The organism is Mycoplasmopsis sturni DSM 22021 (assembly GCF_000701485.1).
Lineage (GTDB): Bacteria > Bacillota_I > Bacilli_A > Mycoplasmatales > Metamycoplasmataceae > Mycoplasmopsis > Mycoplasmopsis sturni.
On sequence record NZ_JNIZ01000004.1, the window covers coordinates 36,209 to 60,586 of the forward strand.

Annotated in this window: 27 protein-coding genes and 2 tRNA genes; 16 read left to right on the plus strand and 13 right to left on the minus strand. The window is 28.7% G+C overall.

All coding sequences use genetic code 4. The features are described 5' to 3' along the window. Position 1: 1 nt before the first annotated feature. Complete coding sequence (tyrS, locus tag Q349_RS01590) at positions 2-1,240, plus strand: tyrosine--tRNA ligase (RefSeq protein WP_036464296.1); 1,239 nt, start codon at positions 2-4, stop codon at positions 1,238-1,240. A 61-nt stretch (positions 1,241-1,301) separates the two neighbouring features. On the opposite strand, the gene Q349_RS01595 is transcribed toward tyrS, so the two are convergent. From Q349_RS01595 to Q349_RS01615, 6 genes are all read right to left on the minus strand, one after another. After that, positions 1,302-1,375 (minus strand) — tRNA-Thr (locus tag Q349_RS01595). Between the two features lie 3 nt (positions 1,376-1,378). Beyond that, positions 1,379-1,471, minus strand: a tRNA-Ser gene (locus tag Q349_RS01600). A gap of 57 nt (positions 1,472-1,528) precedes the next feature. Further along, positions 1,529-2,140 carry a transcription termination/antitermination protein NusG gene (gene nusG, locus Q349_RS01605; RefSeq protein ID WP_036464298.1) on the minus strand — a complete coding sequence of 204 codons (612 nt, stop codon included), beginning with the start codon at positions 2,138-2,140 and terminating at the stop codon, positions 1,529-1,531. 10 nt (positions 2,141-2,150) lie between these two features. Continuing rightward, positions 2,151-2,372 (minus strand): preprotein translocase subunit SecE, encoded by a 222-nt coding sequence (gene secE, locus Q349_RS01610; protein WP_051616741.1) that lies wholly within the window; start codon positions 2,370-2,372, stop codon positions 2,151-2,153. Beyond that, positions 2,372-2,518 carry a 50S ribosomal protein L33 gene (rpmG, locus tag Q349_RS03340; protein ID WP_084270839.1) on the minus strand — a complete coding sequence of 49 codons (147 nt, stop codon included), beginning with the start codon at positions 2,516-2,518 and terminating at the stop codon, positions 2,372-2,374. Before rpmG ends, secE begins: the two co-directional genes overlap by 1 nt. A 116-nt stretch (positions 2,519-2,634) precedes the next feature. Continuing rightward, complete coding sequence (locus Q349_RS01615; protein WP_036464303.1) at positions 2,635-3,825, minus strand: phosphoglycerate kinase; 1,191 nt, start codon at positions 3,823-3,825, stop codon at positions 2,635-2,637. A 370-nt stretch (positions 3,826-4,195) separates the two neighbouring features. On the opposite strand from Q349_RS01615, the gene Q349_RS01620 reads away from it, so the two are divergent. The 5 genes from Q349_RS01620 (at position 4,196) to rplL (ending at position 8,012) form a co-directional block, all read left to right on the plus strand. Continuing rightward, positions 4,196-5,227 (plus strand): nicotinate phosphoribosyltransferase, encoded by a 1,032-nt coding sequence (locus Q349_RS01620; protein ID WP_036464306.1) that lies wholly within the window; start codon positions 4,196-4,198, stop codon positions 5,225-5,227. Positions 5,228-5,293: 66 nt separating this feature from the next. Next, positions 5,294-5,677, plus strand: a complete 384-nt coding sequence (locus tag Q349_RS01625) for a hypothetical protein (protein WP_036464309.1) — start codon at positions 5,294-5,296, stop codon at positions 5,675-5,677. Between the two features lie 14 nt (positions 5,678-5,691). Then, on the plus strand, positions 5,692-6,981 hold the full coding sequence (locus Q349_RS01630; RefSeq protein WP_036464311.1) for a hypothetical protein: 1,290 nt from the start codon (positions 5,692-5,694) through the stop codon (positions 6,979-6,981). Between the two features lie 128 nt (positions 6,982-7,109). Then, positions 7,110-7,607, plus strand: coding sequence for a 50S ribosomal protein L10 (gene rplJ, locus Q349_RS01635; RefSeq protein WP_036464314.1), 498 nt, complete (start codon positions 7,110-7,112; stop codon positions 7,605-7,607). Between the two features lie 33 nt (positions 7,608-7,640). Continuing rightward, complete coding sequence (gene rplL / locus Q349_RS01640; protein ID WP_036464317.1) at positions 7,641-8,012, plus strand: 50S ribosomal protein L7/L12; 372 nt, start codon at positions 7,641-7,643, stop codon at positions 8,010-8,012. A gap of 102 nt (positions 8,013-8,114) precedes the next feature. Here the strand turns inward: rplL and Q349_RS01645 are convergent, their stop codons facing one another. From Q349_RS01645 to Q349_RS01665, 5 genes are all read right to left on the minus strand, one after another. After that, on the minus strand, positions 8,115-8,840 hold the full coding sequence (locus Q349_RS01645; protein WP_051616743.1) for a potassium channel family protein: 726 nt from the start codon (positions 8,838-8,840) through the stop codon (positions 8,115-8,117). Positions 8,841-8,851: 11 nt separating this feature from the next. Then, positions 8,852-10,738, minus strand: a complete 1,887-nt coding sequence (locus Q349_RS01650) for a TrkH family potassium uptake protein (protein ID WP_036464319.1) — start codon at positions 10,736-10,738, stop codon at positions 8,852-8,854. Between the two features lie 10 nt (positions 10,739-10,748). Then, positions 10,749-10,988: a YneF family protein gene (locus Q349_RS01655; protein ID WP_036464432.1), complete on the minus strand. Its 240-nt coding sequence runs from the start codon at positions 10,986-10,988 to the stop codon at positions 10,749-10,751. Between the two features lie 176 nt (positions 10,989-11,164). Beyond that, complete coding sequence (locus tag Q349_RS01660; RefSeq protein ID WP_036464326.1) at positions 11,165-12,247, minus strand: M42 family metallopeptidase; 1,083 nt, start codon at positions 12,245-12,247, stop codon at positions 11,165-11,167. Beyond that, positions 12,247-14,613: a UU173 family protein gene (locus Q349_RS01665; protein WP_036464331.1), complete on the minus strand. Its 2,367-nt coding sequence runs from the start codon at positions 14,611-14,613 to the stop codon at positions 12,247-12,249. Before Q349_RS01665 ends, Q349_RS01660 begins: the two co-directional genes overlap by 1 nt. Before the next feature lie 123 nt (positions 14,614-14,736). Here Q349_RS01665 and rbfA point away from each other — a divergent pair, with 123 nt between their 5' ends. From rbfA to rpmE, 4 genes are all read left to right on the plus strand, one after another. Then, positions 14,737-15,075 carry a 30S ribosome-binding factor RbfA gene (rbfA, locus tag Q349_RS01670; protein ID WP_036464341.1) on the plus strand — a complete coding sequence of 113 codons (339 nt, stop codon included), beginning with the start codon at positions 14,737-14,739 and terminating at the stop codon, positions 15,073-15,075. 32 nt (positions 15,076-15,107) lie between these two features. Next, entirely contained in the window at positions 15,108-15,632 is a 525-nt protein-coding gene (locus Q349_RS01675) for a hypothetical protein (RefSeq protein WP_036464344.1), read from the plus strand. A 281-nt stretch (positions 15,633-15,913) separates the two neighbouring features. Continuing rightward, positions 15,914-16,513, plus strand: coding sequence for a 30S ribosomal protein S4 (rpsD, locus tag Q349_RS01680; RefSeq protein ID WP_036464351.1), 600 nt, complete (start codon positions 15,914-15,916; stop codon positions 16,511-16,513). A gap of 17 nt (positions 16,514-16,530) precedes the next feature. Next, positions 16,531-16,740: a 50S ribosomal protein L31 gene (gene rpmE / locus Q349_RS01685; RefSeq protein WP_036464352.1), complete on the plus strand. Its 210-nt coding sequence runs from the start codon at positions 16,531-16,533 to the stop codon at positions 16,738-16,740. Positions 16,741-17,035: 295 nt separating this feature from the next. Here rpmE and fba read toward each other — a convergent pair whose 3' ends face one another. Both fba and rpoE read right to left on the minus strand, forming a co-directional pair. Next, a complete protein-coding gene (gene fba, locus Q349_RS01690; protein ID WP_036464353.1) occupies positions 17,036-17,902 on the minus strand; it encodes a class II fructose-1,6-bisphosphate aldolase in 867 nt (288 codons plus the stop codon). 27 nt (positions 17,903-17,929) lie between these two features. Further along, positions 17,930-18,187, minus strand: a complete 258-nt coding sequence (gene rpoE, locus Q349_RS01695) for a DNA-directed RNA polymerase subunit delta (protein ID WP_036464354.1) — start codon at positions 18,185-18,187, stop codon at positions 17,930-17,932. A 226-nt stretch (positions 18,188-18,413) separates the two neighbouring features. Here rpoE and Q349_RS01700 point away from each other — a divergent pair, with 226 nt between their 5' ends. The 6 genes from Q349_RS01700 to Q349_RS01725 all read left to right on the plus strand — a co-directional run bounded on the left by Q349_RS01700 (position 18,414) and on the right by Q349_RS01725 (position 24,365). Next, positions 18,414-19,649: a class I tRNA ligase family protein gene (locus Q349_RS01700; protein WP_036464355.1), complete on the plus strand. Its 1,236-nt coding sequence runs from the start codon at positions 18,414-18,416 to the stop codon at positions 19,647-19,649. Further along, a complete protein-coding gene (rlmB, locus tag Q349_RS01705; protein ID WP_036464358.1) occupies positions 19,649-20,353 on the plus strand; it encodes a 23S rRNA (guanosine(2251)-2'-O)-methyltransferase RlmB in 705 nt (234 codons plus the stop codon). The genes Q349_RS01700 and rlmB overlap by 1 nt, the downstream gene beginning before the upstream one ends. Further along, the gene (locus Q349_RS01710; protein ID WP_036464360.1) at positions 20,334-20,945 is read left to right on the plus strand and encodes a hypothetical protein; all 612 of its coding nucleotides are present in this window, start codon (positions 20,334-20,336) and stop codon (positions 20,943-20,945) included. Before rlmB ends, Q349_RS01710 begins: the two co-directional genes overlap by 20 nt. Positions 20,946-20,948: 3 nt before the next feature. Continuing rightward, complete coding sequence (locus Q349_RS01715; protein WP_036464362.1) at positions 20,949-22,670, plus strand: MIP family Ig-specific serine endopeptidase; 1,722 nt, start codon at positions 20,949-20,951, stop codon at positions 22,668-22,670. Between the two features lie 208 nt (positions 22,671-22,878). Next, a complete protein-coding gene (locus tag Q349_RS01720; protein ID WP_036464363.1) occupies positions 22,879-23,529 on the plus strand; it encodes a hypothetical protein in 651 nt (216 codons plus the stop codon). Positions 23,530-23,531: 2 nt separating this feature from the next. Next, positions 23,532-24,365: an MAGa7180 family putative nuclease gene (locus tag Q349_RS01725; RefSeq protein WP_036464366.1), complete on the plus strand. Its 834-nt coding sequence runs from the start codon at positions 23,532-23,534 to the stop codon at positions 24,363-24,365. Positions 24,366-24,378: the final 13 nt, after the last annotated feature.

The following is a 24,378-nucleotide window of genomic DNA, read 5'->3' on the forward strand; positions in this document are numbered from 1 at the left end:
TATGAATATTGTAGAAGAACTAAAATTAAGAGGTATTTTTAAAGATATTTCTAATTACGAAAAATTTGTAAAATTACCAAAGGAAGCAGGAGTTTATGTTGGTTTTGATCCAACAGCACAAAGTTTGCATTTAGGAAACTATATTCAGATTGTTAACTTATTGCGTTTTAAAAAACACGGCTACAAAACTATTGCTATTTTAGGTGGTGCTACCGGAATGATTGGTGATCCTTCTTTTAAAGATGCTGAGCGTCAATTGTTAGATCATGAAACTCTTTTACTAAATAAGAATAAGATTAAGCAACAGCTTGAAAAATTTGGTATTCAAGTTATTGATAATTATGATTTTTATAAAGATATGAGCATCATTGATTTTTTAAGAAATGTAGGGAAATTGGTTAATGTTTCGTACATGTTATCTAAGGATTCGGTTTCTAAAAGAATAGAAAAAGGACTCAGCTTCACGGAATTTTCATATCAATTAATTCAAGGATGAGACTTTGCTTGATTATATAAGCAAGAAAATGTATGCATTCAATTTGGAGGTTCTGATCAATGAGGTAACATTACAACAGGTCTTGACATGATTGGAACTTTATACGGCAAGGAACATAAAGCCGTTGCAATTACTGCTAATTTACTTACCGATTCAAGTGGTAATAAGTTTGGTAAATCTACTGGTGGAGGAAGTTTATGACTTGATCAAGATATGACCAAACCGTATCAAATGTATCAGTTTTTATTAAACCAACCCGATTCAGAAGTTGAAAAACTTCTTAAATGATTAACTTTCCTTAGTGTTGAAGAAATTGAAGCAATTATTAAGCAACATAAAGAGCATCCACAAAATAAATTAGCTCAAAAGAGCTTGGCTTTTGAAGTTATTAAAGATATTCATTCTGAGTTAGATGCTAATAATGCTATTTTAGTTAGTGAATTATTGTTTAATAAAAACTTAAACTTTAGTGAACTCAATGTTGCAAAAATTGAATCTGTAAAAGAAGATTTACCAACTATTAAATTAAATCAAGATGCTAATTTAATAGAGTCATTAATTTCAAGCAAATTGTTGCAATCTAAAAGAGAAGCTAGAGAATTTTTGGCTACTCATTCAATTAAATGAAACTACCAAAATGCAACAGAAGATACATTAGTAGAAAGTCCTCATTTAAATAATCAATATGGCCTAGTTCATGTTGGTAAGAAAAAGATCTTTTTAGTAGAAATAATAAAAAAATAGACCTTTATGGGTCTAATTTTTTATTAAATAAAAAGGCAATAAAAAACCATTTTTATAAAAATGGTGCCGCTTACGAGAATCGAACTCGTGACAATTGATTACGAGTCAATCGTTTTACCACTAAACTAAAGCGGCTAATGGCGGGCAATAAGAGATTCGAACTCTTGCGGGCCGTGAAGCCCCTGCAGCTTTTCGAGAGCTGTCCCTTCAGCCAGACTTGGGTAATTGCCCATTAATACTACTATAATTTTAGCAAAAAGCGCAAAAAATAAAACTCCTTTGGGAGTTTTATTCGTCTTGGTCGTGGTCATAAGGACGTAAATTTTCGATAATTGTCTCAACCTCTACTTGTTTTCCAAATGTTTCTACCAATACAATTACTATGTTTGATTCGGCATTAATATTTTTAATAGTTCCTTCTGTTCCCTTATAAGCTGAATCTACAAAGGTAACGACATCACCTTCTTTTAGTCCAAAGTAGTTTTTATCTGTTTCAAAAGTTTTTAGAGCTTCTTGTTCTTTTTTTAGTGATTTATTAATTTCTCTTTGAGTTACAGGAGTAGGTTTTGCTCCTTTTCCTGATGATCCTACAAGTCCGGTGACATATTGAGTGTTACGAACAATAAATCAGGCCTTATCTGTCATATCCATTTTAATAAAGATATAACCTGGATACATATTTACTCATTTAATTTTATAAGGTTCACCAGCTAATTTTTTATTTAATTCTTTAATGGTGAGAGTAGGTTTTTTAAAAACTTTAAAAGCGCCATTTTCAGTTGCACTATTATCAAATTGTTCAGAAACTTGTTCAGCAATAATCCGGTTTGATAAAGCTTCAACAACAATATCTTCTTTTCCTGAAATAGTCGAGACCATATATCAATTAAAATTACTCATATTTTTTCTCCTAACTTAACCCATAAATTGCTCATAAGTGACTAAAACCATAAGTTAATGCAATTACAAATCCACCAATAATTAGTGTGAATAGAATAATTTTTAGCAATGAAGATACATTTTTTTGTGAATCAGGTCACTTTACACGTTTAATTTCTTTAATAAATTTCCGAACATAATAACGTTTTTTACGAGGGTTTTTATCCTTCTTTGGTAAAAGTTCTTTTCTCATTAAACCTCTTCTTTATGAAGTGTGTGAGCATCGCAATGCTGACAAAATTTTTTAATTGCGATTCTTTTTTCACTTCCATTACTCTTAGTTGTTCAATAATTTTTTCTACGGCATAAACTGCATCCAATTGCTATTTTAGTCTTCATATGTCTTTAATTATATATGAAAAGATTTTTTAATGATGTTTTTTTTAGTAGGTTATCGCCTAATCTTAATTTTTGTTAAAAAAACTAAAAGCTAATAACTTTTAGTTTTTCATCTTTTAGGCAACTTTATCTTGAATTGCTTCAATACCAGGTAATTTTACACCTTGTAAGAATTCAAGTGAAGCTCCACCACCAGTTGAAACGTGTGAGAATTTGTCAGCCATTTGAAGTTTTTCAACAGCAGCAACACTATCTCCTCCCCCAACAACTGAGAAAGCCCCTTTTAAGTTAGCGATTGCTTTACACATTTCTAATGTACCTTCACGGTAGTGTTCAAATTCGGTAACTCCAAGTGGACCGTTTCAAACTACTGTTTTAGCACCTTGGATTGCTTGTGTGAATGCTTTAATTGATTTTGAAGCAACATCAAGTGCCATTAGATCGTCAGGAATATTTCCTTCAACAATCACAGGTTTTACGTCTTTAAACTCAGGAGCAGCTTTAAAATCAAATGGTAATATGATTTTATCTTTATATTTTTCATAGAAGTTACGAGCTAATTCAACATAATCAAGTTCTACAAGAGATTTACCAATTTGTTCACCTCTAGCTTTCATAAATGTAAATGACATAGCTCCACAAATAATCATTTTATCAACAATTTTAGCAAGGTTTTCAAGTACTTGAATTTTGTCTGAAACTTTTGCTCCACCAATGATTGCTACATATGGATGTTCTGGATTGTTGATTGCTTTTGAAAGGTTTTCGGTTTCTTTTTCAACAAGATATCCGATTGCTGATTCTTTAATGTAAGTTGAAATCCCAACGTTTGAAGCGTGAGCACGGTGTGATGTTCCGAAAGCATCGTTAACAAAAATATCACCAAGACTTGCTCAATATTTTCCAAGTTCAGGATTGTTTTTACTTTCGGCTTTGTCATTTAAGTCTTCATAACGAGTGTTTTGAAGTAAGATTACTTCACCTGGTTTCATTTGAGCAATAGCATCTTCAACCATTTTTCCTCTTGTTTGGTTAACAAATGTTACTGGTTGTCCAAGTTGACGAGCAAGTTCGACAGCAACTGGTGCTAAATCTCTTTTAGGTAAATCAGCTTCTTCTTTAACTCTTCCTAAGTGAGACATTAAAATAACTTTTGCGCCTTCTTCAACTAATTTTTTAATTGTAGGTAAAGCAGCTGTAATTCTTTTGACAGAAGTAATAACTCCATCTTTAATAGGTACGTTAAAGTCAACTCTAACGATAACTTTTTTATCTTTAACTACAAGATCATTAAGTGTTTTTTTCATATATTCCTTTCGGTATTATTAATGATTTTATTATACTATTTTATAAATTTGTGAAATTGCATTTTCACGTTAGTTTTAGCAAGCAAATAAGGAAATTTTTTCATTGTAGGGATTCAATATTATTGTGTGTTAGTTCTCTTTTTGAGTTCTCTATTAAAGTAATATAATTTATTTACTTTATTAAAGAATATTTTTGTTTGGTTTTGAATGTAAAATAATCTTTAGTAATATAGTCAATATAATCATTTTTAGTGAATTTTTTTAAATAACCAAGCCATTTCAATTTATTATTACATTTTTAGATCTATTTTTATATCTTTTTTAACATTAATAACACAAAACAGAAAACGCAAAATTATTAAGGATTTTTATGAATAAAAAGTTACAACAAGAACTTTCTCAATATACAGCTAGCTACTTTGAAAAAACTAAAATCATTTTAGAAAACGAAGTACCTAATAACATTATTACTTTACAGTTCTTCCAAAGAAAAGATAATACTTTGCTATGCGGAATTTCAGAGGTTTTAGAATTTTTAGAAACAGTTACAGATACTTCAAAATACACTATTAGATATCTTCCTGATGGAACCATTGTTAATGCCTTAGATATTGTTTTAGAATTAGAGGGACATTATCAAGACTTTGGGATGTGAGAAGGCATGATTGATGGTATTTTATCCAGAAATACATCATTAGCAACTAATGCTTATCAATGCCGTTTAGCCGCACAAGGAAAACCTGTTATATTTATGGGTGATCGTGCTGATCATTATTTAAATCAAGAAGTAGATGGTTATGCTATGAAAGTAGCAGGGATTGATTTAGTTTCAACGATGAAACAAAAAAATTCAAATCAAATTGGTGAAACTAAAGATATTTTTGGTTCAATGCCTCATGTTTTAATTCAAGGATTTGGTGGAGATGTTGTTGCAGCTGCAAAAGCTTATAATAAGAATTTTCCTAACAATAAACTCATCGTTTTAGTAGATTATCACAATAACATTATTGAAGATTCCATTAAAATTTGAAATGAACTTGGAAATAAAGTATGAGGTGTTAGAGTTGATACATCTAAAAATATGGTTGACCATATGTTTGACGGAGAAGAACCTCAATATGGCGTTAATCCAGAGCAAATTATTCGTTTAAGAAAAGCCTTGGATCAAGTAGGCGCAAAAGAATATAAAATTGTTGTATCTAGTGGCTTTAACTTTGAAAAAATCAAGGAATTTGAAGAGAAAAACGTCCCAGTAGATTATTATGGAGTTGGACAAAGTATCTTTAAATTAACCCGTTCTTTTTCGGCAGATGCTACTATTTTAAATGGCAAATTCCAAGCAAAAGAAGGAAGAAGCTACAGAGAAAACCCTAATTTAGTTATTTATAAATCTAAAAAATAATCAGCAACAGCTGATTTTTTTCTTTTTTAATTAAAAAAATTAATACTTATATGAAAGAGTTATATTATGAAATTATTTAATTTATACAAATTTAAAGCAAACAATGGAGAATTTACTCCAACGTTTTTACCTATTTTTGTAATTGATAAATTAATTTACATGGTTGAAGTTAGTGATTTTTTAGAATTTGAAAGCGATCTAAAATATTTTCAAAAACTTTTTACAAAGACAAGATATTTTGATTTATATGCAAATTTAAATAATCTTTTTGCTATTGAGGAAAAACTTTTTGATGCTAAATTTCAAAATTGGCAACTAAAAATGATTCGAGAGGATTTTGAAGATGCTTGTATAGCAGAGTTGTTGAAAAAAGTTAATGATCGTTTATCTTTATTAAGAGATCCGGAAATAATTATTCATCTAAAATCAAGAGATTATAATAGTTTATAAGGTATAATTTTGAAATGTGAAAATTAAGTAAATTATCAGATTATTATGGCCAGAAACCAATTTTGCTGTTAAATAATAAAGTAACTAATATAAGCATTTTAAGTGGATTTTCGTTTCTTTTAGGTACTATTTTTCTTTTAGTTTTTTTTCTTACAAAAAACAGTCCAGTTTTAAAATACGAAGGAAGAATTGTATTTATTATTTTATCAGTGCTTGGTTTTGCTAGTTCAAGTGCAATTTTGCTTATTGATTCTTTTTTCTATATCAATAACATAAAGAAAAGTAACTTTGAACTTTATGATTATAAAAAGAAAAAATATTTAATGATCTTTTCTAGTGTTAATTTCCTTTTTTATTTTTTCTATTTTCAGCGCAATGTAATTCCCTTTTTAAACATCGAGAAAGCTCATTTTGATTCAAGAACTAAAAAATTTACAAATTTAGTAGGAAATCAAAAGGAACTTGTTAGTTTATATAGTTTTAAAAATATTTTTAAGCTTGATATTATTGACATAGCATTAAGTGGAATTTTACTTGGGATTTATATAGGTGTTAGATCAACAATAGGAAGATTAGGTCTTAGTTTTGAGTACTTATTTTATATTTTAGTCTCTTATATTTTGAGGTATTTTAAGGCTGCTATTGTAGCTTTTCTTGCTGATTTTATGGGATTAGTTATTACTGGTTCTGTTGGGACTTGACACTGAGTTTATGGTATCGTTCCGATTTTATCTACGTTATTATTATCGATTCTTTTTGATATTTTTGAGCGAAACAAAAAAGTTTCTATTTTAATTTCTAATGGTATTTTGTGGATTGCTTTTGGAGCTCTTTTTGGTATATTTATTTGACAAAGTTCAGTTGCTACAGGTGAGTCTCTTAAAATTTCAAATACGTTTAATTACAAAAACCTTTCAATTACAACTTTAGCTATTTTAATTGCCCTAGGTTTTGTCATTATGGCATTTATTTCTGGAGCGAGTTTTTATTATTTATTTAAGAAAAAAGATCACGAAAAGAAAAAACTTATTTATATTTTGTTAACTTCTTTTGCGCTTGTGGCATTTACAATTGTGATTTTTAGATGAATCTGAGGACCATTTGCTTATTTACGTTGAAGAAATTGAGCAATTCAATCTAAGCCTAGAAACATTTCTGAATGATATATTCCTGTCATGCTTCCTATTGTTTTAAGATCATCAATAAGCATCCCAATTTATACTGCTTCTTTAGTTATTATATTAACTCCGCTTATGTATCTTAGAAAAAGATATATAGAAAAAAAACTTATATCTCAATATTAATATATTAATATTTTTATGGTATAATAACCAAGCAATACATAAAGACAGCAACAGCGCATGCTTAATATGTTGCCGAGTGTATAATCTTAAAGTTTTGTATTGCGTAATTTTTGAAAGGAGGCATGATAGTGTCTGAATCAAATTTCAAAATAGCAAAAAGACATGTAGTAAGCGAAATTACTTCAAAAATTCAAGAATCTAAAGCGATTGCTTTTGCTGAGTATCGTGGATTAACAGTAGCTGAATTAAAGGAACTTAGAAAAGCTGCTAAAGAAGTTAATGTTGAAATTAAAGTTTACAAAAACAGACTTTTCAAAATCGCTGCTCAAAACACAGGTTTTGAAAAACTTGCTGATCACTTAGTTGGACCTAACATCTTTGCTTTTTCAAATCAAGATGATATGTCTGCAGCAAAATTACTTGTAAAATTTGCTAAAAAACACAAACTAATGGTAATTAAAGCCGGAACATATGAAGGTGAAGTTATTGATGCAAGTGGTGTTAAAAATGTTGCTACATTGCCAACATATGAAGAAGCCCTTGGAATTCTTGCTCGTTCACTTATGGCGCCATTATCTCAAATTTCATTATCACTTAAATTAGTAAGTGAAGGAAAATCAGAATAATTATTATACTTAGCTTATTAGAAAGGAAATATCATGGCTAAATTAACTAAAGAAACATTTATTGAATCACTTAAAGAAATGTCAATTAAAGAAGTGATGGAACTTGTTGAAGCAATGAAAGAAGAATTTGGAATCGACCCAACAGCTGCTGTAGCAGTTGCTGCTGCTCCTGCTGAAGGTGGAGACGCTGCTCCTTCAAGCGTTAAAGTTGTTCTTAAAGCTGACAACGGTAAAAAAGTTCAAATTATTAAAGCTGTTAAAGATTTACTTGGAAACTCACTTATGGAAGCTAAAAAACTTGTTGACAACCTTCCAGCAGTTATTAAAGAAAACATCAAACCTGAAGAAGCAGAACAAATTAAAGCTGTTCTTGTTGAAGCAGGAGCTGAAGTTTCAGTTGAATAATTTAAACTTATTCTAATTAATAATAAAAAAACAAGCCATATTATTGGCTTGTTTTTTTCTTGTTTTAGATAAGGTAAATAAAAAACCAAGTGTAAACTTGGTTTATACTGTTTTGTTTTCATTAACATTCATTTGCGAAATATTTTGATCAATGAGCTTTTCTTTATTTAATAGTTTAAAAACGTGTGTAACATCATCAACCTCACCTACTAAAGTTACAAAATCACCTTTTAGTAGTTTTGAATCTCCTTGAGGACGAATCGAGAATGATTCACGTTTAATTACCACAAGAGTAACTCCGTATTTATTAAAGTTAATTTCTTTAAGTTTTTTATTTTCAAAAGCAGCATTATTAATTTGGGTTGTACCAAGAACTAAATTATCACCAAGTTCTTGTAGATTTTCACTATAGTGAATAAAGTTCTTATCACCTGCAATTAAAGCGGTTCTGATACCAGCTTCTGTTTCAGGGCGAATAATAACATTTACTCCAATTTGTTTCAAAATCCGAGCATGCCCTTCACTTGTGGCTCTAGCGATAATGTTTTTAACACCAACTTCTTGCAAAGCAGCAACAATTTCGGTGTTTTCAGGAACAGCAACAACAACGGTTTCGATTTCGTTAATTTTGATTGCTTTTAGCAATTTAATTTCAGCCGCATTTCCAATGATGATACGTTGAACATCATCAACATATTTTTTGGTTTGTTCTTCTTCTTTATTAATAATTAAGATACTACGATCCATTTTTAATAATTGATCAATTACGGCTGAACCATAGCGACCAACACCGATAATGGCAATATCATTTTTATATCTAATTCCCATGATTAAAATTCCTATCCGATGGCTACATCTTCTTCTACATAGTCATAATAAACGTTGTGACTATGTTTTTTCTTTCAAACAAATAAAAGCGAACTAATTCCAAATTGTCCTATAAACATTAATATGGTAATAGCGATTTTTGAAGCGGCATTGAAATATGGTGTCAATCCTGAAGATAGTCCTGTTGTTCCAAAGGCGCTAAAGACTTCAAAATAAACTTGTTCTAATTTAAAGGAATCAACTGAAGAAGCTATTTTTCCATCGATTTTTTCGATTCCAAAAGATTTGATTCCATTAGGTTGATAAACGTCTAAACTAGTTGTACAAATTGCGGCGATTACAAAGACGATAATTAAACTAATTATAAAAACTTGCATGGCCGCAAAAATATTATCTCTTGAAATTGCTCTTCAGAAGATTCGAATTCTTTTTTCTCCTCTAAAAGTTGCAATAATTGACATTAAAATAATAGCAAAAGTGGTTGTTCTAATTCCGCCACCTGTACTTGATGGAGCAGCACCAATAAACATCATAATAGAGTAAGTAATATAACTGCTATAAGTGAAATCATTAATTCCAATAGTATAAAAACCAGCACTTCTAGTAGATAAGGAAGTAAATAATATTCCAAAGATAATTTGACCTTTAGTACCATACATTTTTCCATTATCAAGATAAGGTTTTAGAATTTGTTGATATTTGAGAACCATTTCATGTTCAATTATTCCGGCATTTGGTTTTGTTTGTAATAAAACAGAATCGCCTGCTCTTATTGGAAGATCTTTTCAGGAAGTTTGTCAAATATAAGTATCCAATGGAATTTTTTGGTTTATAGATTCTTGAATTAAGTTAGTATCGGCTTTATTATATAAATAAAGTTGGTAGGCATATTGGTGTTGTACATCATTTTTAATATAAATTTTATTTCACGCACTGTTTGCATCACGTGAAATAATTTCAAATATTAATGTGATACCAAATCCAACAAGTAAAATTAAAACATAAATAATTAGTGAAATTTTAGTAAATAACGTAAATTTGTAATAACCTCTTTTACGTTTTATTTTATGTAAAATTCAACCTTTAATATCATAAAGAACCGGATAACCTAGCCCTCCAATAACAAATAGTATGATAAAACAAATTTGAACAAAATAATCACCATAAAATTGCATTAATGAGTTCCCGCTTAAAATATCAAATCCAGCATTATTAATTGCTGAAATAGTTTGAAAGAACCCAAAACGGAAAGCGTTTTCTCAATTATGGTGAGCTTTTATGAAACCTTCTCCACCATTTTGGTCCTTAAGGTATTGAATTAAACCAGGTGTTGTTTGAGCATCTGGGGCAAAGTAAAAATATAGACTTAAGGTAAAACCAAAAATAATAATTGTAATAAAGAGAAATTTCAATGAAGAAATAACAATAGCAGCTACTTTTGCATCATCTTGCCCGCCTCTTTCTGTTTGAACCAATTTAACATCTCTCAAGGTTAAGGTATTTCTTCTAAAAATAAAATTAAAGATAAATAGCTTTAGAGCAAAAATCCCAATTCCTCCAGCCAAAATTAACATTGCAATTATAAATTGACCAAAAACATTAAATTGGCTAAAAGTAGGCTTGACAGTTAAACCAGTATCACTAAAAGCACTTGAAGCTGTAAAAACTGCATCAATAAAACTGATTTTAGCTACTGGATCACCTGTAAGTGGGTGAATTTCGTTTTGACTAAAGGGTGCTCAAAGCAATAATGTAGCAATTAGCACTATAAAAAAATACACAAATAACAAGTATTTGAGTTTTGAGAGGTTATTTTTAAAGCGATTCAAGTTATTTCATAAACGAACAAAAAAGCTTTTGGAATAACTAAATAACTTTTTATGATCTAATTTCGGCATTGTTTACCAATTATTTTTTATCGTATTTACTATTTTTAACTGAACGCATAATTTGTCTAATTTGTGTTTCAGATGCTGTTCTTCCCATTTGTTGGAACATAACACGAATTTGTTTTTCTGTAATTGGAGGGTTTTCCTTGATTTGTTTTTCGAACATTCTTTTTACAAGGAAAAAAGTTAGTAGACCAACGATTAAAGCTACAAGAATGATAATTCCGACAATCATTGCTCCAAAACTAACTGGTGACATTGATACATAATTTGATGAAGTTGTTGTAACAGTTGTGCTGTCTGCATAATAAGCAAGAGTGGATAACATAAATTCTCCTTAAAGTGTATAAATATAAATTTAAATATTATTTAAATTTTAACATATTAAATTATTTTTCGCAATTTTAAGGATATAGAAAAAGCTCAATATTGAGCTTATTTATAGGTAATTTTTTGATATTCTTGGCTATTAAAATCTTTTAAAAAGTTTACTAATAGGTCCCCTGCGGCCATTAAATCAGAAATAGAACACACACCAATTGGACTGTGTAAATATCTTTGAGGAAGAGAAATTGTTAACGTTGCTGCTCCACCTTTTGCATATTGAAGTTCATGTGCATCAGTTCCACCTCCCATTGCAACAAACTTATAAGCGGGAATATCGTGGATTTTAGCTGTTTTAACAAAGAAATCAATTAGTTTAGGATCCATTAAAGTTCCGCCATCTTTAATTCTTAAAGCTGCCCCAGCGAATAATTTAGTAGTTCCAGGAATTGTATTTGGGGTATCGTGTGAACTTGTAGTGTCTAAAGCAATTGCAACTTGAGGATTTACCAATGATACCGATGTTTTAGCTCCTCTGGTTCCAACTTCTTCTTGAACGGTCCCAACTAAATATAAATTAACATCTAAATCTAAATCAGCCACTTGTGAAGCCACGTAATCTAAGACGGTTACACCAGCACGGTTATCCATTGCTTTTCCACCAATTAAATCTTCGTTTTTGAAATAAATTGTTTCACCAGAGAGATAAATACGATTGCCAACTGAAACATTGTTATCAAGTGCTTCTTGCTTATTTTTAAAACCAAAGTCTACATATAAATCATTATTTGTCATTGCTTTTGCAATTTCTTCACTTTTCATAATATGAATTGATGTGTGACCAAAAACGCCAATAAATTCTTCATTTAAATCATTAATTAATTTTGCTTTAGTCCCAATTACAGTGCTTGCTCAAATACCACCAATAGGACTAACTAAAATTTGACCATTAGCGTGGATATCACGAACAATATATCCAACTTCATCCATATGAGCGGCAATCATAACTTTGGGAGCATTAGGGTTTTTTGATTTTTTATAAATAATTAAAGAACCAAAATTATCACGAGAAAATTCAAAATTAGGATGCGCTAAATTTTTCTTTAAAGCTTTTACAACTGGCTCTTCATAACGAGACATTGCTTCAAGTTCCATGTATTGAACTAATCTTTGTTTAAATTCTTGTTTGTTCATTATTCTCCTATTCTTTGTAATTCAATTTTACCTTCTTTTAAAGTATATTGAAATTGCGGGTATTTGGTTTTGTCAATTTGATATTCAAAATCATTGATTTCAGGAAATTTCGCACGAATAATTTCCATTATAAATTCATAAACCATAATCATTGCTTTAACATCATTGTGACAATATTTTGCAAGTTCATTTTTTATTTTATTTCACTGGGCATCTCCGGTTATTTTATGGTATCGCAAAATTGCTTCATCCATTGCCATTGTCCCTTTTTGAATTATTAAATCACTATATGGTGTAATCATGGTTTTGAGTTCTAATTTATTGCTTGTAATAAGTTTTTCGACTTTTTTAATTGAACCATAAAACTTAAGATCTTTTAAGAAAATAGATAATTTCCCAGCAAATGGATGTTTTTCTAAATTTTGGTCAATATTTAAAGGGTGAATTCCATTTGGAGTGATATCAAAAGCGAAAATATCTTTTGGAATTGCTATATTTCTATAGCTAAAACAATCATAAAGATCGATAGTATTGTTATTAATATGCATTATTATTCGAGTAAAATCATCAATAGTACCAACGTTTTGCTTAAATCAGTGAGCGAATTCAGATACACTAGAATTTTCGGTGTCTTTTATCACATTTTTAATAATTTCTAGAATTTCCTTGTTTCTAGTATTTTCGTAGCTTTTGTTATAAACAACATAATAATCAGCTTTGTTTGAGTAAATACTTAAAATCAATTCAACAAGTTTTTGGTATGAAATATCAATAGTATCTATAACTATATCTTCTGAATTAACAACTTTACCATTAATTGTTTCAATTACCGAAACTTGTGAGACAACTTGTTGAGAAGTTCCGGTGTAATCTAAGATAGGAAAAACATCACTAAATCCTTCGTAGTCATACCAAATAATACGAGCATTTTTATAGTGTAATTGAGCAATCGTATTGATGGTATTGAATTGGAAGAAATTTGGAGTTAAATTATAATTTTCTTTAGTTTGAAGGTGATGTTCAATTTTCGTTTTTTTGAAGTGGAAAGGCATAAATACTCTTGAAGAATATTCTAAAAATAAATCTCCCATTAAGTATTTATAAATTGCTAATTCTAATTCTTTTGAATCGATAAAAATAGAATCAATTGTTACATTATCTGAATTAAATTGTCCGATAAAACCTGAACTTAGAAAATTATGGATTTTTTGATTAATATCAAATGTATCATCTTTTTCGAAAAAATAACCAATGTCATTTCAAATATATTTAGAACCAAAAGTGAAATATGATTTTTCAATTAACTCAAAATAAAATTGACTATTTTCAAATATTTGATCTTTTGTCTTGGTATTGTGGGGATTTTTAATAAGCATACGAAGATCACCGTTATTTCTTAGTGTTTCGTATTGATCTAAATTTTTAGGATATAAAGAATTATTTTCGTCAAATAATCTGGTACGAACATCTAAATTACGCATTCTTGCAACGTTATAAAAACTATATTGACCATTAGGGTCGAATTTACCAGTAGGATCATATAATAAGAAATCTCCTGATGCCTTGATGATTGAACGAGCAATTAATTCATGTTCACTTAATTTGTTGTTTTTTGTGATGCTAGCTTTTTTAGCAGGAATGGCAGAAAAACTCTCAAAATATTGCATTGCACCAGCTTTGGTATTTTTTAAAATCAAAGATACAGGATCTAAGATAATTAATGATAATGATTGGATTTTAGTAATTTTACTAATAACATCATAGTGATAAATAAATCGATAAAATTCTTTTTTTGTTGAATTTTTTGTAAATCCTTGCAAAGAAATTTTCTTTAATTCTTTATCAAATAACAAGGCTCTTGCAACATATTGAAATTTATTTTGTTGATTTTCTCTTATGTATTGAAAAACCGGATTTACAATAAGGCGAATTTTAGGGTTATTTAAAGCATCTAAAGTTTTTTGAACAGCTAGTTCTGTTTTGCTTAAAAGAATAACTAAAATCTCTTCAGACTCAATTTTATATTTTTGGGCATAAAATTTCCAAGATTCTTCTTCCATTTTCTTGTATGTTTTTCGTTTAACATCATTTACAGAATTGATAGATTCAACTCCTTGGAGATTATTATTTGCTATTAAAAAACTACCAAAATCATGCTCAACTTCATCTTCATCTAATTCGTTTTCATCTTCTAATAAAGCTCTGATTTTATTAAAATCAGATTCAGTATTTCATTTTAGTTTGTATTGATCTCCGACAATGTTATTAATTAATTCTTGATCGCTATTACCTGCTCAAATTAAAGCTGGATTATTTCAAAAAACCCTTTTAAATCTCGGTCATGAAACTACTACTGTGTCTTTCATTTTGCCTCTATTTTGAATTATTCTTTATAATTTTTTAAAAATTATAAACTATTTTCTAGATCGGTGATATTTCGATGTATATTATTCCAAAAATTGTAAGCAATATGTATAATATTAAATGTTATGAACAATGTAAATTTATCTAGAAAAGAATCACAAGTTCAACAACTTGTTGCTAATATTTTAGTCAATAATATTACTAATGCAAATGTTATTGACCCAATTGTTATTGATGCAAAACTTACAAATGACTTATCTCATCTCAAAGTGTATGTATCTCTTTCGGGAAATTCACAAAAAGGTATTGAAGCATTAAATAATGCTTCTGGTTATGTACGCTCAATTTTGGCTAAAAGCCTTAATTGAAGAAAAGTTCCACAGGTTCATTTTTATTTAGATGAAGTAACTGATCATGGAATGAAAATTGATGCTATTTTAAATAAAATTAAAAATGAAAATTAAAACACGAAAATAACTATGATACGAAAGGAATTATGAAGAGAATTTTAAAAAAATTATGAATTGCACCTAGTGTATTGACCCCTCTTGTGGCTATTGCTTGCCAAGACCCTAATAATGCCAATGTTTTGGAAATTCGCATTAATTATCAAAATAAAACATTATTAAATAGTCAAGGCTTAGAAATTTCTATTGAAACTGAAAAATTAATTAATCAATTATTATCTTTAAATCCAGAAAAAGAATTTAAAGATGAATTTTCAATATATAAAGCATACTTAGAAAGAGAAGCTTCTGTAGAAAAAGATAAATATTCCAAATCAGAACTTCAAGAAGTTATTGATTTCAAAACTAATTTCAAAAAATTATATGATGCTCTTTTAATGGTTCAAAATCCAGTTACTAAAATTGAAGGTTTAGAAGAGTTAAGAAACATTTTAAATTTACAAAAAAATATTGTAGCGCAAGTTCAGGGTTCTGTTAACTCTCAACAAAAAATTAGAATTGTTGTTGAAAACTTTAATTCGTTAATTGAAAGTCTTAAAAATAAAAGAGCATAATTTTCTTTTGCTCTTTTTTGTTTTCAATTAATTTAAGATTTTATTGATTGAATCTTATTTTATTTTTGCTTATTTTATAGACAAAAATAGCATAAAAAACTTTTAATGAATTCTATTTTTTTGATAAAATAAAAAAGCATAAATTACAGCAGTTTATTATTTTTAAGAAATAATTTTGATATGTTCAATTTTGATAGTAGGGATGCTGAAATACTGAAATCATTAAACCAAAATTACTTAATTAGAAATAAACTTTCTCTTTATGCAGAAGGGAAATAAAAATGTCAAGATATACAGGACCTGTTTTTAAAATTTCTCGTCGTCTTGGGCACTCAATTCTTGAAACAGGAAAAGAGTTTGCTAAAGGAAGAAAAAGAACTTATGCACCAGGACAACATGGAAATAGAAGAGTAAAACTTTCAGATTATGGACTTCACCTTTATGAAAAACAAAAAGTAAAACACACTTTTGGGATTTCAGAAAAACAACTTAGAAAAACTTACGAAAAAGCTATTAAAATTAAAGGAGTTACCGGTACCAACTTGCTTCAATTACTTGAATCAAGACTTGATAATGTTGTATACCGTGCTGGATTTGCTTCAACAAGAAGACAAGCACGTCAACTTGTAAACCACGGTCACTTTACTTTAAATGGCAAAAAAGCTGACATTCCTTCAATGTTAGTTCGTCCAGGTGATGTTGTTCTTATGAAAGAAAAATTAACTAAAAACCAATATGTAACTGATTCAATGGCTGCTAAAAATGCTGCTTCATGATTGACAAGAAAAGACTTTAGTGTAAAATTTGATCGTTTACCAGAAAGAACAGAAATGCATACAGAAATTAAAGATGCATTAGTTGTTGAGTTCTACGCTAAGTAGTCAGGAGAATATAGATTATGAAAAAAGATATTCACCCACAATACTTTACAGTTGAAGTTACTTGTTCAACTTGTCAAAAACAATTTACATTTGGTTCAGTTAAAAAACAATTCTCAGTTGATGTTTGTTCAGGATGCCACCCTATTTACACAGGGAACCGTTCACAAGCAAAAGCAACCGGAAGAATTGACAAATTCAACAAACGTCTTGAAAAGAAACAAAAATAATTCTTTTCAAATTATTAAAATCACACTTAATTGTGTGATTTTTTATTTTATCTAAAAAGCTAATGAAGTAAAATTAAAGGCATTTAATTTATCTTTGACTTTTTATTTTTATAAAATTTATTTTTATAGATTCATCAACAAAATTAATAAATTTCATGAAATAAAACTAAATAAAGGGAATTTATTAGGAAAAATGTGAAAAATGATGAAAATTTTTAATTTTTTATGCAAACCGTAAAAAATTTTTTAATATATTAATGGAGAAGAAAATAAAAAGCGCCCAAAAGGGCACTTATTAAGCTTTGTTATTTGAGCCGAATTCGTAGATTTTTTCTCTAACAGTTTCGCACATTGCATCAAATCCTGGTTTGTAAAGTTTTCTAGGGTCAAAGTTTTTCCCTTCAAGGTCTTTACCTGATTCGATGTATGATCTTAATGCTTTGTGGTTTGATTGTTGTAATTCGGTGTTAACATTGATTTTGGTAACTCCAAGTGAAATTGCTTTTTTGATTTGTTCTGTAGGAATTCCGCTTCCACCGTGTAATACAATTCCGATTCCAGCAGCATTTGAAATTTCTGATAATGTTTCAAAGCTAAGTGATTCTCAAGTTGAAGGGTATGGACCATGAATGTTTCCAATACCTGCAGCAAGAACATCAATTCCTAAATCAGCCATTTTTTTAGCTTCAGCTGGATCGGCAAATTCACCATCTCCTACAATTCCATCTTCTTCTCCACCGATTGTTCCAACTTCTGCTTCAAAAGAAAATCCTTTAGCTTTTGCTAATTTAACTAATTCTGAAGTTTTTGTGTAGTTTTCTTCGAATGGGAAATGTGATCCATCAAACATAACTGATGTATAACCATCACTTTCAAGAGCTTTTTTTACTCCTTCATATGAACCGTGGTCTAAGTGAAGCGCAACGGGGATAGTAATATTTAAGTCTTTAATTAAACCCTTAACCATTCCTGTTACTACATTAAATCCACCCATGTATTTAAGTGCTCCTTCGCTAGTTGCAACAATAACAGGTGAATTTTCTGCTTGAGCTGTTAAAAGAACTGCTTTAGCTCATTCTAAGTTATTAATGTTAATGTGAGGAATAGCATATTTTCCTTCTTTTGCTTTTTTAAGCATTTCGCTAGCGTTAACTAATGCCATATTTTCTCCTTTAATAAATAAAATAGATTAGAAAACTTCAAAAGTTTTACTTTTTCATGAACCGTCTTTATTTCTTTCAAAACGTCTATCAACTGTTAAAAGACGATAAAGTTCTCCAATTTTGTCTTTTCTAATATCTTCATATGATTTTTCTTCAGTGACAAATTTATCTTCTCATTGGCTTTTTAATTTATCTTCAACAACCTCAAAAATTTGATCAAAGTCAAAACTTTTTGTAGTGTCTTGAGAAATAACTTCGATTGCTATGTCTAACATCGTTTTCATAAACGGTCCTTTCTAAATGTCTCTTTTTAAATGTAAAACAATTATAATTGTTTATTATATTTTATAATAATTTATAAATGAAAATATTTCAAAAATTGTAAAAATATTTTTATTTTATTTAAGAATTAATATTAAATTGGTGAAATTATTTTTAGTCACTTAACTTTAATGTTCCTTACAATAATTACTTAATTAATTTTTCGAAAAAATAATATAATTCCAAATTATGAAATATAACATTTATTTATGTGGTCCAACAGTTTATAATCATGTTCATATTGGCAATATTAGGCCTATTTTATCGATGGATTTAATCTTAAAGGCATTCAAAATTTTAGGTAAAGACTTTTATTTTGTTCACAACATAACAGATATTGATGATAAAATTATTGCTCGTGCAATTCAAGAAAATGTTTCTGAAAAAGAAATTTCATCTTTTTATGCAAATGAATACTTACATTTATTGAAAAAATTAAACATCGATACAATTTCAAAAATTGAATATGTTACAGAAAATTTAGGAGCTATTGAAAATTTTGTAAAAGCTCTGTTATTGAGTAAGAATGCTTACAAAGGCGAAGGTTCAAATGTTTGGTTTGATGTTTTAAAAAACAAAGACATTTATGGTAAAGTTTCTCATCAAAAAATTGATAATATGGTATTTGAAGATAATAATCAAAATAAAAGATTTATGGCCGATTTTGCCCTTTGAAAAAGCACTGATATCGGGATCAAATATAAAACAGAATTTGGTCTAGGAAGACCAGGATGACATACTGAATGTTGTGCACTCATTTACAAAAATTTTGGAAGTCAAGGTGTAGATATTCATGGTGGAGGAATGGACTTAACTTTTCCGCACCATGAAAACGAGAACGTCCAATTTCAAGTCATAACTAGAAACCCAATAGCTAAAAAATGATTACGTACGGGGATGATTAATATCAATGGCGAAAAAATGTCTAAATCTTTGAATAACTTTATTTTAGCTAAAGATTTTTTAGATAAATATCATCCTGATGTGTTGAAATTTATTATTTTATTAAACTCATACACCGGAATTATTAATATTGATGAAAATTTAATTCACAATATAAATAAAATAATGAATAGAATTAAAAAAATTTATTTTAGTGTTCAATTATATTTATTTAATAATCAGGGACAAAAACTCACTGCTTATTATGAAGAAACTTATAAAAAAGCCATGACTAATTTAAGTGAAACGCAATTTAATCATTTTATGACTATAGTTCATGAGCTTGTTAAACAAAGCGCAAAAGATATAGTTAGCGCAAAAACCCTGATAAAGATTTTTGATGACTTAAAATTTGGATTTAGTCAAATCGATTATCCAAAATACATTAAAATTTATGATCAATGACAACAATTATTAAGTAAAAAAGAATTTACCAAAGCCGATGAACTAAGATCTATTCTCATCGAAGAGGGACTTATTTAATGAAAGAATTAATTATTAGTGGAAAAAACTCTGTTTTAGAAGCGCTTGCTAATAAATTACCAATTACTAATGTATACGTTTCTAAAAAAGAAAACATTAAACTTTTTAAGGATTTTAATGTTTCTGTAGAGTTAAAGGATATTGATTTTCTTAATCAATTATCAAAAGAAAATCACCAAGGATTTTTAGCGAAGCTATCTCATTTAAATTATCGTGACTTAGAATTTTTAATTAAACGTAAACCTGAAGCTGTTTTAATGTTAGATAAAATTCAAGATCCTCATAATTTAGGTGCGATAATTAGAACTGCAAATGCAGCTGGAATTCATGATATTATCTTACCTAAAGAAAACTCTTCTGACATCAATAATACTGTTTTGAAAGTTTCAAGTGGTGGCTTTGTTGGTATGAATTTTTATCGTGTTAACTCACTAAGCGCAACTGTTGTAAAGCTAAAAAAGAATGGTTATTGAGCTTATGCAACAACATTAGATAAAAATTCGTTACCTCATAATCAAGTGGAATATAATAAACCTTCAATTCTCATTATTGGCAACGAAGGGAATGGAGTTTCAAAAAGCGTTTTATCTGTTGTGGATCAAACCATTTATATAGAGCAATTTGGGACCGTTCAATCATTAAATGCCTCTGTCGCAACAGGTATTATCCTTTTTGATTTTATTAATGGCTCATCAAGGAAATAGAATTTCTTGGGAAGAAATTCAACCAGAAGTAAAAAGCTACTTCGAACTTCATCAATTCAAAACAATCTCTAAATCTCATTTAATTGTCATAATTTGTGAACACATTAAACCTAAATTGAATCATATGATTCGAAAAATACAATCTATTTATTATCGCGGTTGCACAGTTTCAACTGACGAAATCGAGAATTATATTTATAGTATTATTTTGGATATCATTCATAATTGAGATAATTTCAAGTATTTACCTTTTAGTGTTTGATTTTGAAAATCAGTTAAAATTAATACTTTGAATTATGTAAACAAAAACAATAATGCTCAATATTCTTTCGAAGATGGACTCCATAATAATATTAATTTAGATAAGGTATCTTACAATTATCATAGTGCTAATCAACAATCTAATTTGTGTGAAGTTTATAATTTAAATTTTTTAAAAAAGATTTTAAACAAAGAAGAGATTGAATTTTTAACAGAAATGATGAATTTACCAAAACGCCCAAGAATCAACAAGCAAAGTTTAAAAGGCAAACTTATTTGTCAAATTAATAAAAAAATTAAAGAATTTTTAGAAATTTCAAACATTGAATAAATTATGAAAAAAACATTGAAAAAAGCGCTCTTATCAATATTTTTAATAGCATCATCTACAAGTGTGCTTTTTTCGTGCACTGAACCAACTATTAAACAAGACGCCGAAACTACAAATTCTGTAGTGGATAAAGATAAAAATAAAGATTTTGACAACAGAACCTCTAGTGAAACTTTAAATACAAAAAACACTAAAGAAGAAAATCCAAAAACCCAAGAAAATTATGTAAAACCAAGCGAAAAAAGCGAATTAAATTCTAATATTCAGCCTCTTTTGCCAGAAGAAAAACCGGTTATAGTTCCAACAGAAGCAAAATTTGAGCTTTCAAAATCTTCAGATGATACAAAATTATCTACTAATAAGGATTATTTAAGTTCTCTAAATAAACGAACATTTTCATTATCTGCTATATTTAATGAAAAAGAAAATGGCCATTGAACTTCTCCCATAATATTTCGCTCGGGTACAATTTGATTATTGGATTATAAAGTTATTGAAGTTAACTCCAAAAAAGAACATTTAAAATTATTTTTTGCTTCTAATTTTCATGTTTTAAGTAAATATGCCAATAAAAATGATTATCCGGAATATTATCAAAAAAATCTTCTAGAAAAAGAAAGCCTTGTTGAATATACACTTACTAAAGCAAAAGAAGTAATTCCAATATCTAATAAAAATTCTATTTTTAATTCTAATTGATATAGTGTTTCTTTTAGGAATGACCCAGATATTGAGAAAACAACTTTTAAAAACTTTTTTATTGCTCGGAATTTCTTTAATGAAAATTTTGATATTGCTCCTTCAACTCATCCAAGTTATAAAAAAAACTATTATGCTGATTTTGCAGTGATGGAAGTTGATATTGATTTAAAAGAAATTGCTCGAAATAAGAAAAATGGTAAGCAACTACGTAATAACCTACTTGATGCAATAGATGAAGTTAATAAGTCAATTGAGAAAATTCAAAATAATAATTTAATTAATAATAATGGAAAAATTCCGTATTATACCTTAGATTTTAGTACAGTTTCAAAAATTAGCCAAGACTTACAAAATACTTCATTTAACAAATCATTTTATTTAAATAATTATTTAAAAAATTATCTCTATAATACAAAACCAGAAAATACTTATATTTTAGGATATCCTCAAGATAGTAATAATAATATTTATCAATTTAAAAATTGAGAGCCCGAACAATGAAAAACATACGGTATTAAAAGAGATTCAAAATCGACATACCCTTATTATGTGGAACCGAACTTTCAAGTAAGCCCTGAATTTCACTTACAAGGCATTAATGAAGATTTATCATTTGATACAGAAGTTCAAAATAAATTCTACGGGTTTACTTATAAAATTGACTCTCAAATCTTAGCAGAACACGGAGCATCTGGTTCATTGGTTGTTGATGAACAAAATCTTCCTTTTGGTCTTTTATTTGGTTATATCCAAGAACCTCACTCGATACTTTTAAAATCTCAAAAGGATCCAAAAAAACTAATAAGAAAAGAGTATTGAACCTTACTTCTACAACCTTTGTCACAAAATATTAGGGTTATAACTGATCAAGGCGTTGTAGAACCATTTAATTTAATTGATTCAAGAGATAAAAAACTCTATCCAAATCAAAAAGTTTCGTATCAATCACGTTTAGAAACTGTTTTTGGACATGATTGACAAACTGCAATTTTTGGTGGAGAAACTCTAAAAATTGAGCCTTAGCAAATTTAAAAAAATCTTTTGATTTTCCGAATTTTATGCTTCGGCTTTTTTCTTCCTTTTTAGATTTTAAAAATATACTAATCTTAGCGATTTTTCTTATTAAAGAAAATTCTGTGAAAATATGGAAATTTTATTAAAGTTCTAGCAATTCTTTTTATAATAGTAAGGCAAGAAAATTAAAAAAAGAAGTTTAATAAGGAGTTTTAAGATGAGCAAAAAAACAAGACATTCAATTATCTTAATTAATGGAAAAAGAAGGTCAGGAAAGGGTCTTCTTTCTTCTGCGATTAAAGGGTTAGCTGAAAAGAAGGATTACAAAAATATTTATGTCTTATCCTTTGCTCAACCAATTAAACAAATTACTGAACCTATATTACATGAATTACAATGAGACGGGAAAGATAAAGAAATTGTTCGTCCTTTGTGAATTGCTATGGGGGAAGTAGGTAGAAACATCAATAATAATATTTGATGTTCAAAAGTAATGGACAAAATTAAGGAATTAGTTTCTCAGTCGGTAAATCAAGGTAAAAATAGTCTTTATTTGATTGATGATTTAAGATTCCCTAATGAATTAGATTATTTTAAAAGTTCTCTTTCAGAATTAAAAACTATTGCTGGACCTAATCACGATGTCACTATTAATGCCATTAGAATTCAGAAGTTTTTCGATGCGAAAAAATTTGTTCCAGGTGTTGATGATAACTCAACCGAAATTAGTTTTGATAAACTAGTTAACATTTGTTTTGATCACATCGTACCAGACAATATATTAATCGATGAAAACTGAAATGCAAACTTCAAGCAAGTTGAAATTTACGCAAAAATTATTTACGATAATTTTCTTAAGACAAATTAGTTATGTCAACACGAAAATTCTATAACAATACTCATTATTTCATCGATGAGAAAGAACAAGTTGTTCGTTTAGCACCTAGTTTTCATGAAGAATTACTTACTTTTAATAAATTTAAAGGATTTAAGAAAATCGGAGGTTCAACAGTTAGTGATGTTTTAGGTACCGGTTCTTTTAAGTCTGAATTTGCAGCTTTTTGTCATATTGCAAGAATTAAATTACCTGTATTAACTAAAAAATATATTCATGCTGGTGAAGTTCTAGAACCTAGAATTTTTGAAGTATTAAGAAAATTTCAACCAAAACTTACTATTGAAAATTATGTAGCCAAAGATTATAATTATAATTTTTTTGAAGGGAAAGACGATATTCTTTCAGGTGTGCCTGATGGATATATCAAAGACACCAATTGTATAGTAGAAATCAAAACAGCCGGAGAAAAGAAAATGTCTTATTGAGAAGCTAATGGTGTTGAATCATCATACCGTAAGCAAGCTCAACTTTATGGTTACCTAATGAAAGCTACAAGTTATAAAATTGTCGCTCTATTTTTAAGGGATGAAGAAGGCGATTACGAATTTCCAGAGAATATCGACTTACGCAAAAGACATATTAAAGCGTATGATTTTTTAGTTAACTATGATGAAGCAGAAGATGATATTCAAAAAGTAAAAGATTGATATCGTCATTTTACTACAATAGGTGTTTCTCCTAAGTACAATCGAGTTAGTGATGCCGATCAAATTGAGTACTTAAAGTGTCAAAATGAACAAGAGTGAGCACAACTATTAGAGCGCTGAAAACGTGAAGGAAAAGCAGACTTAGATTCACAAGTGTAGTAGCAGGGATGCT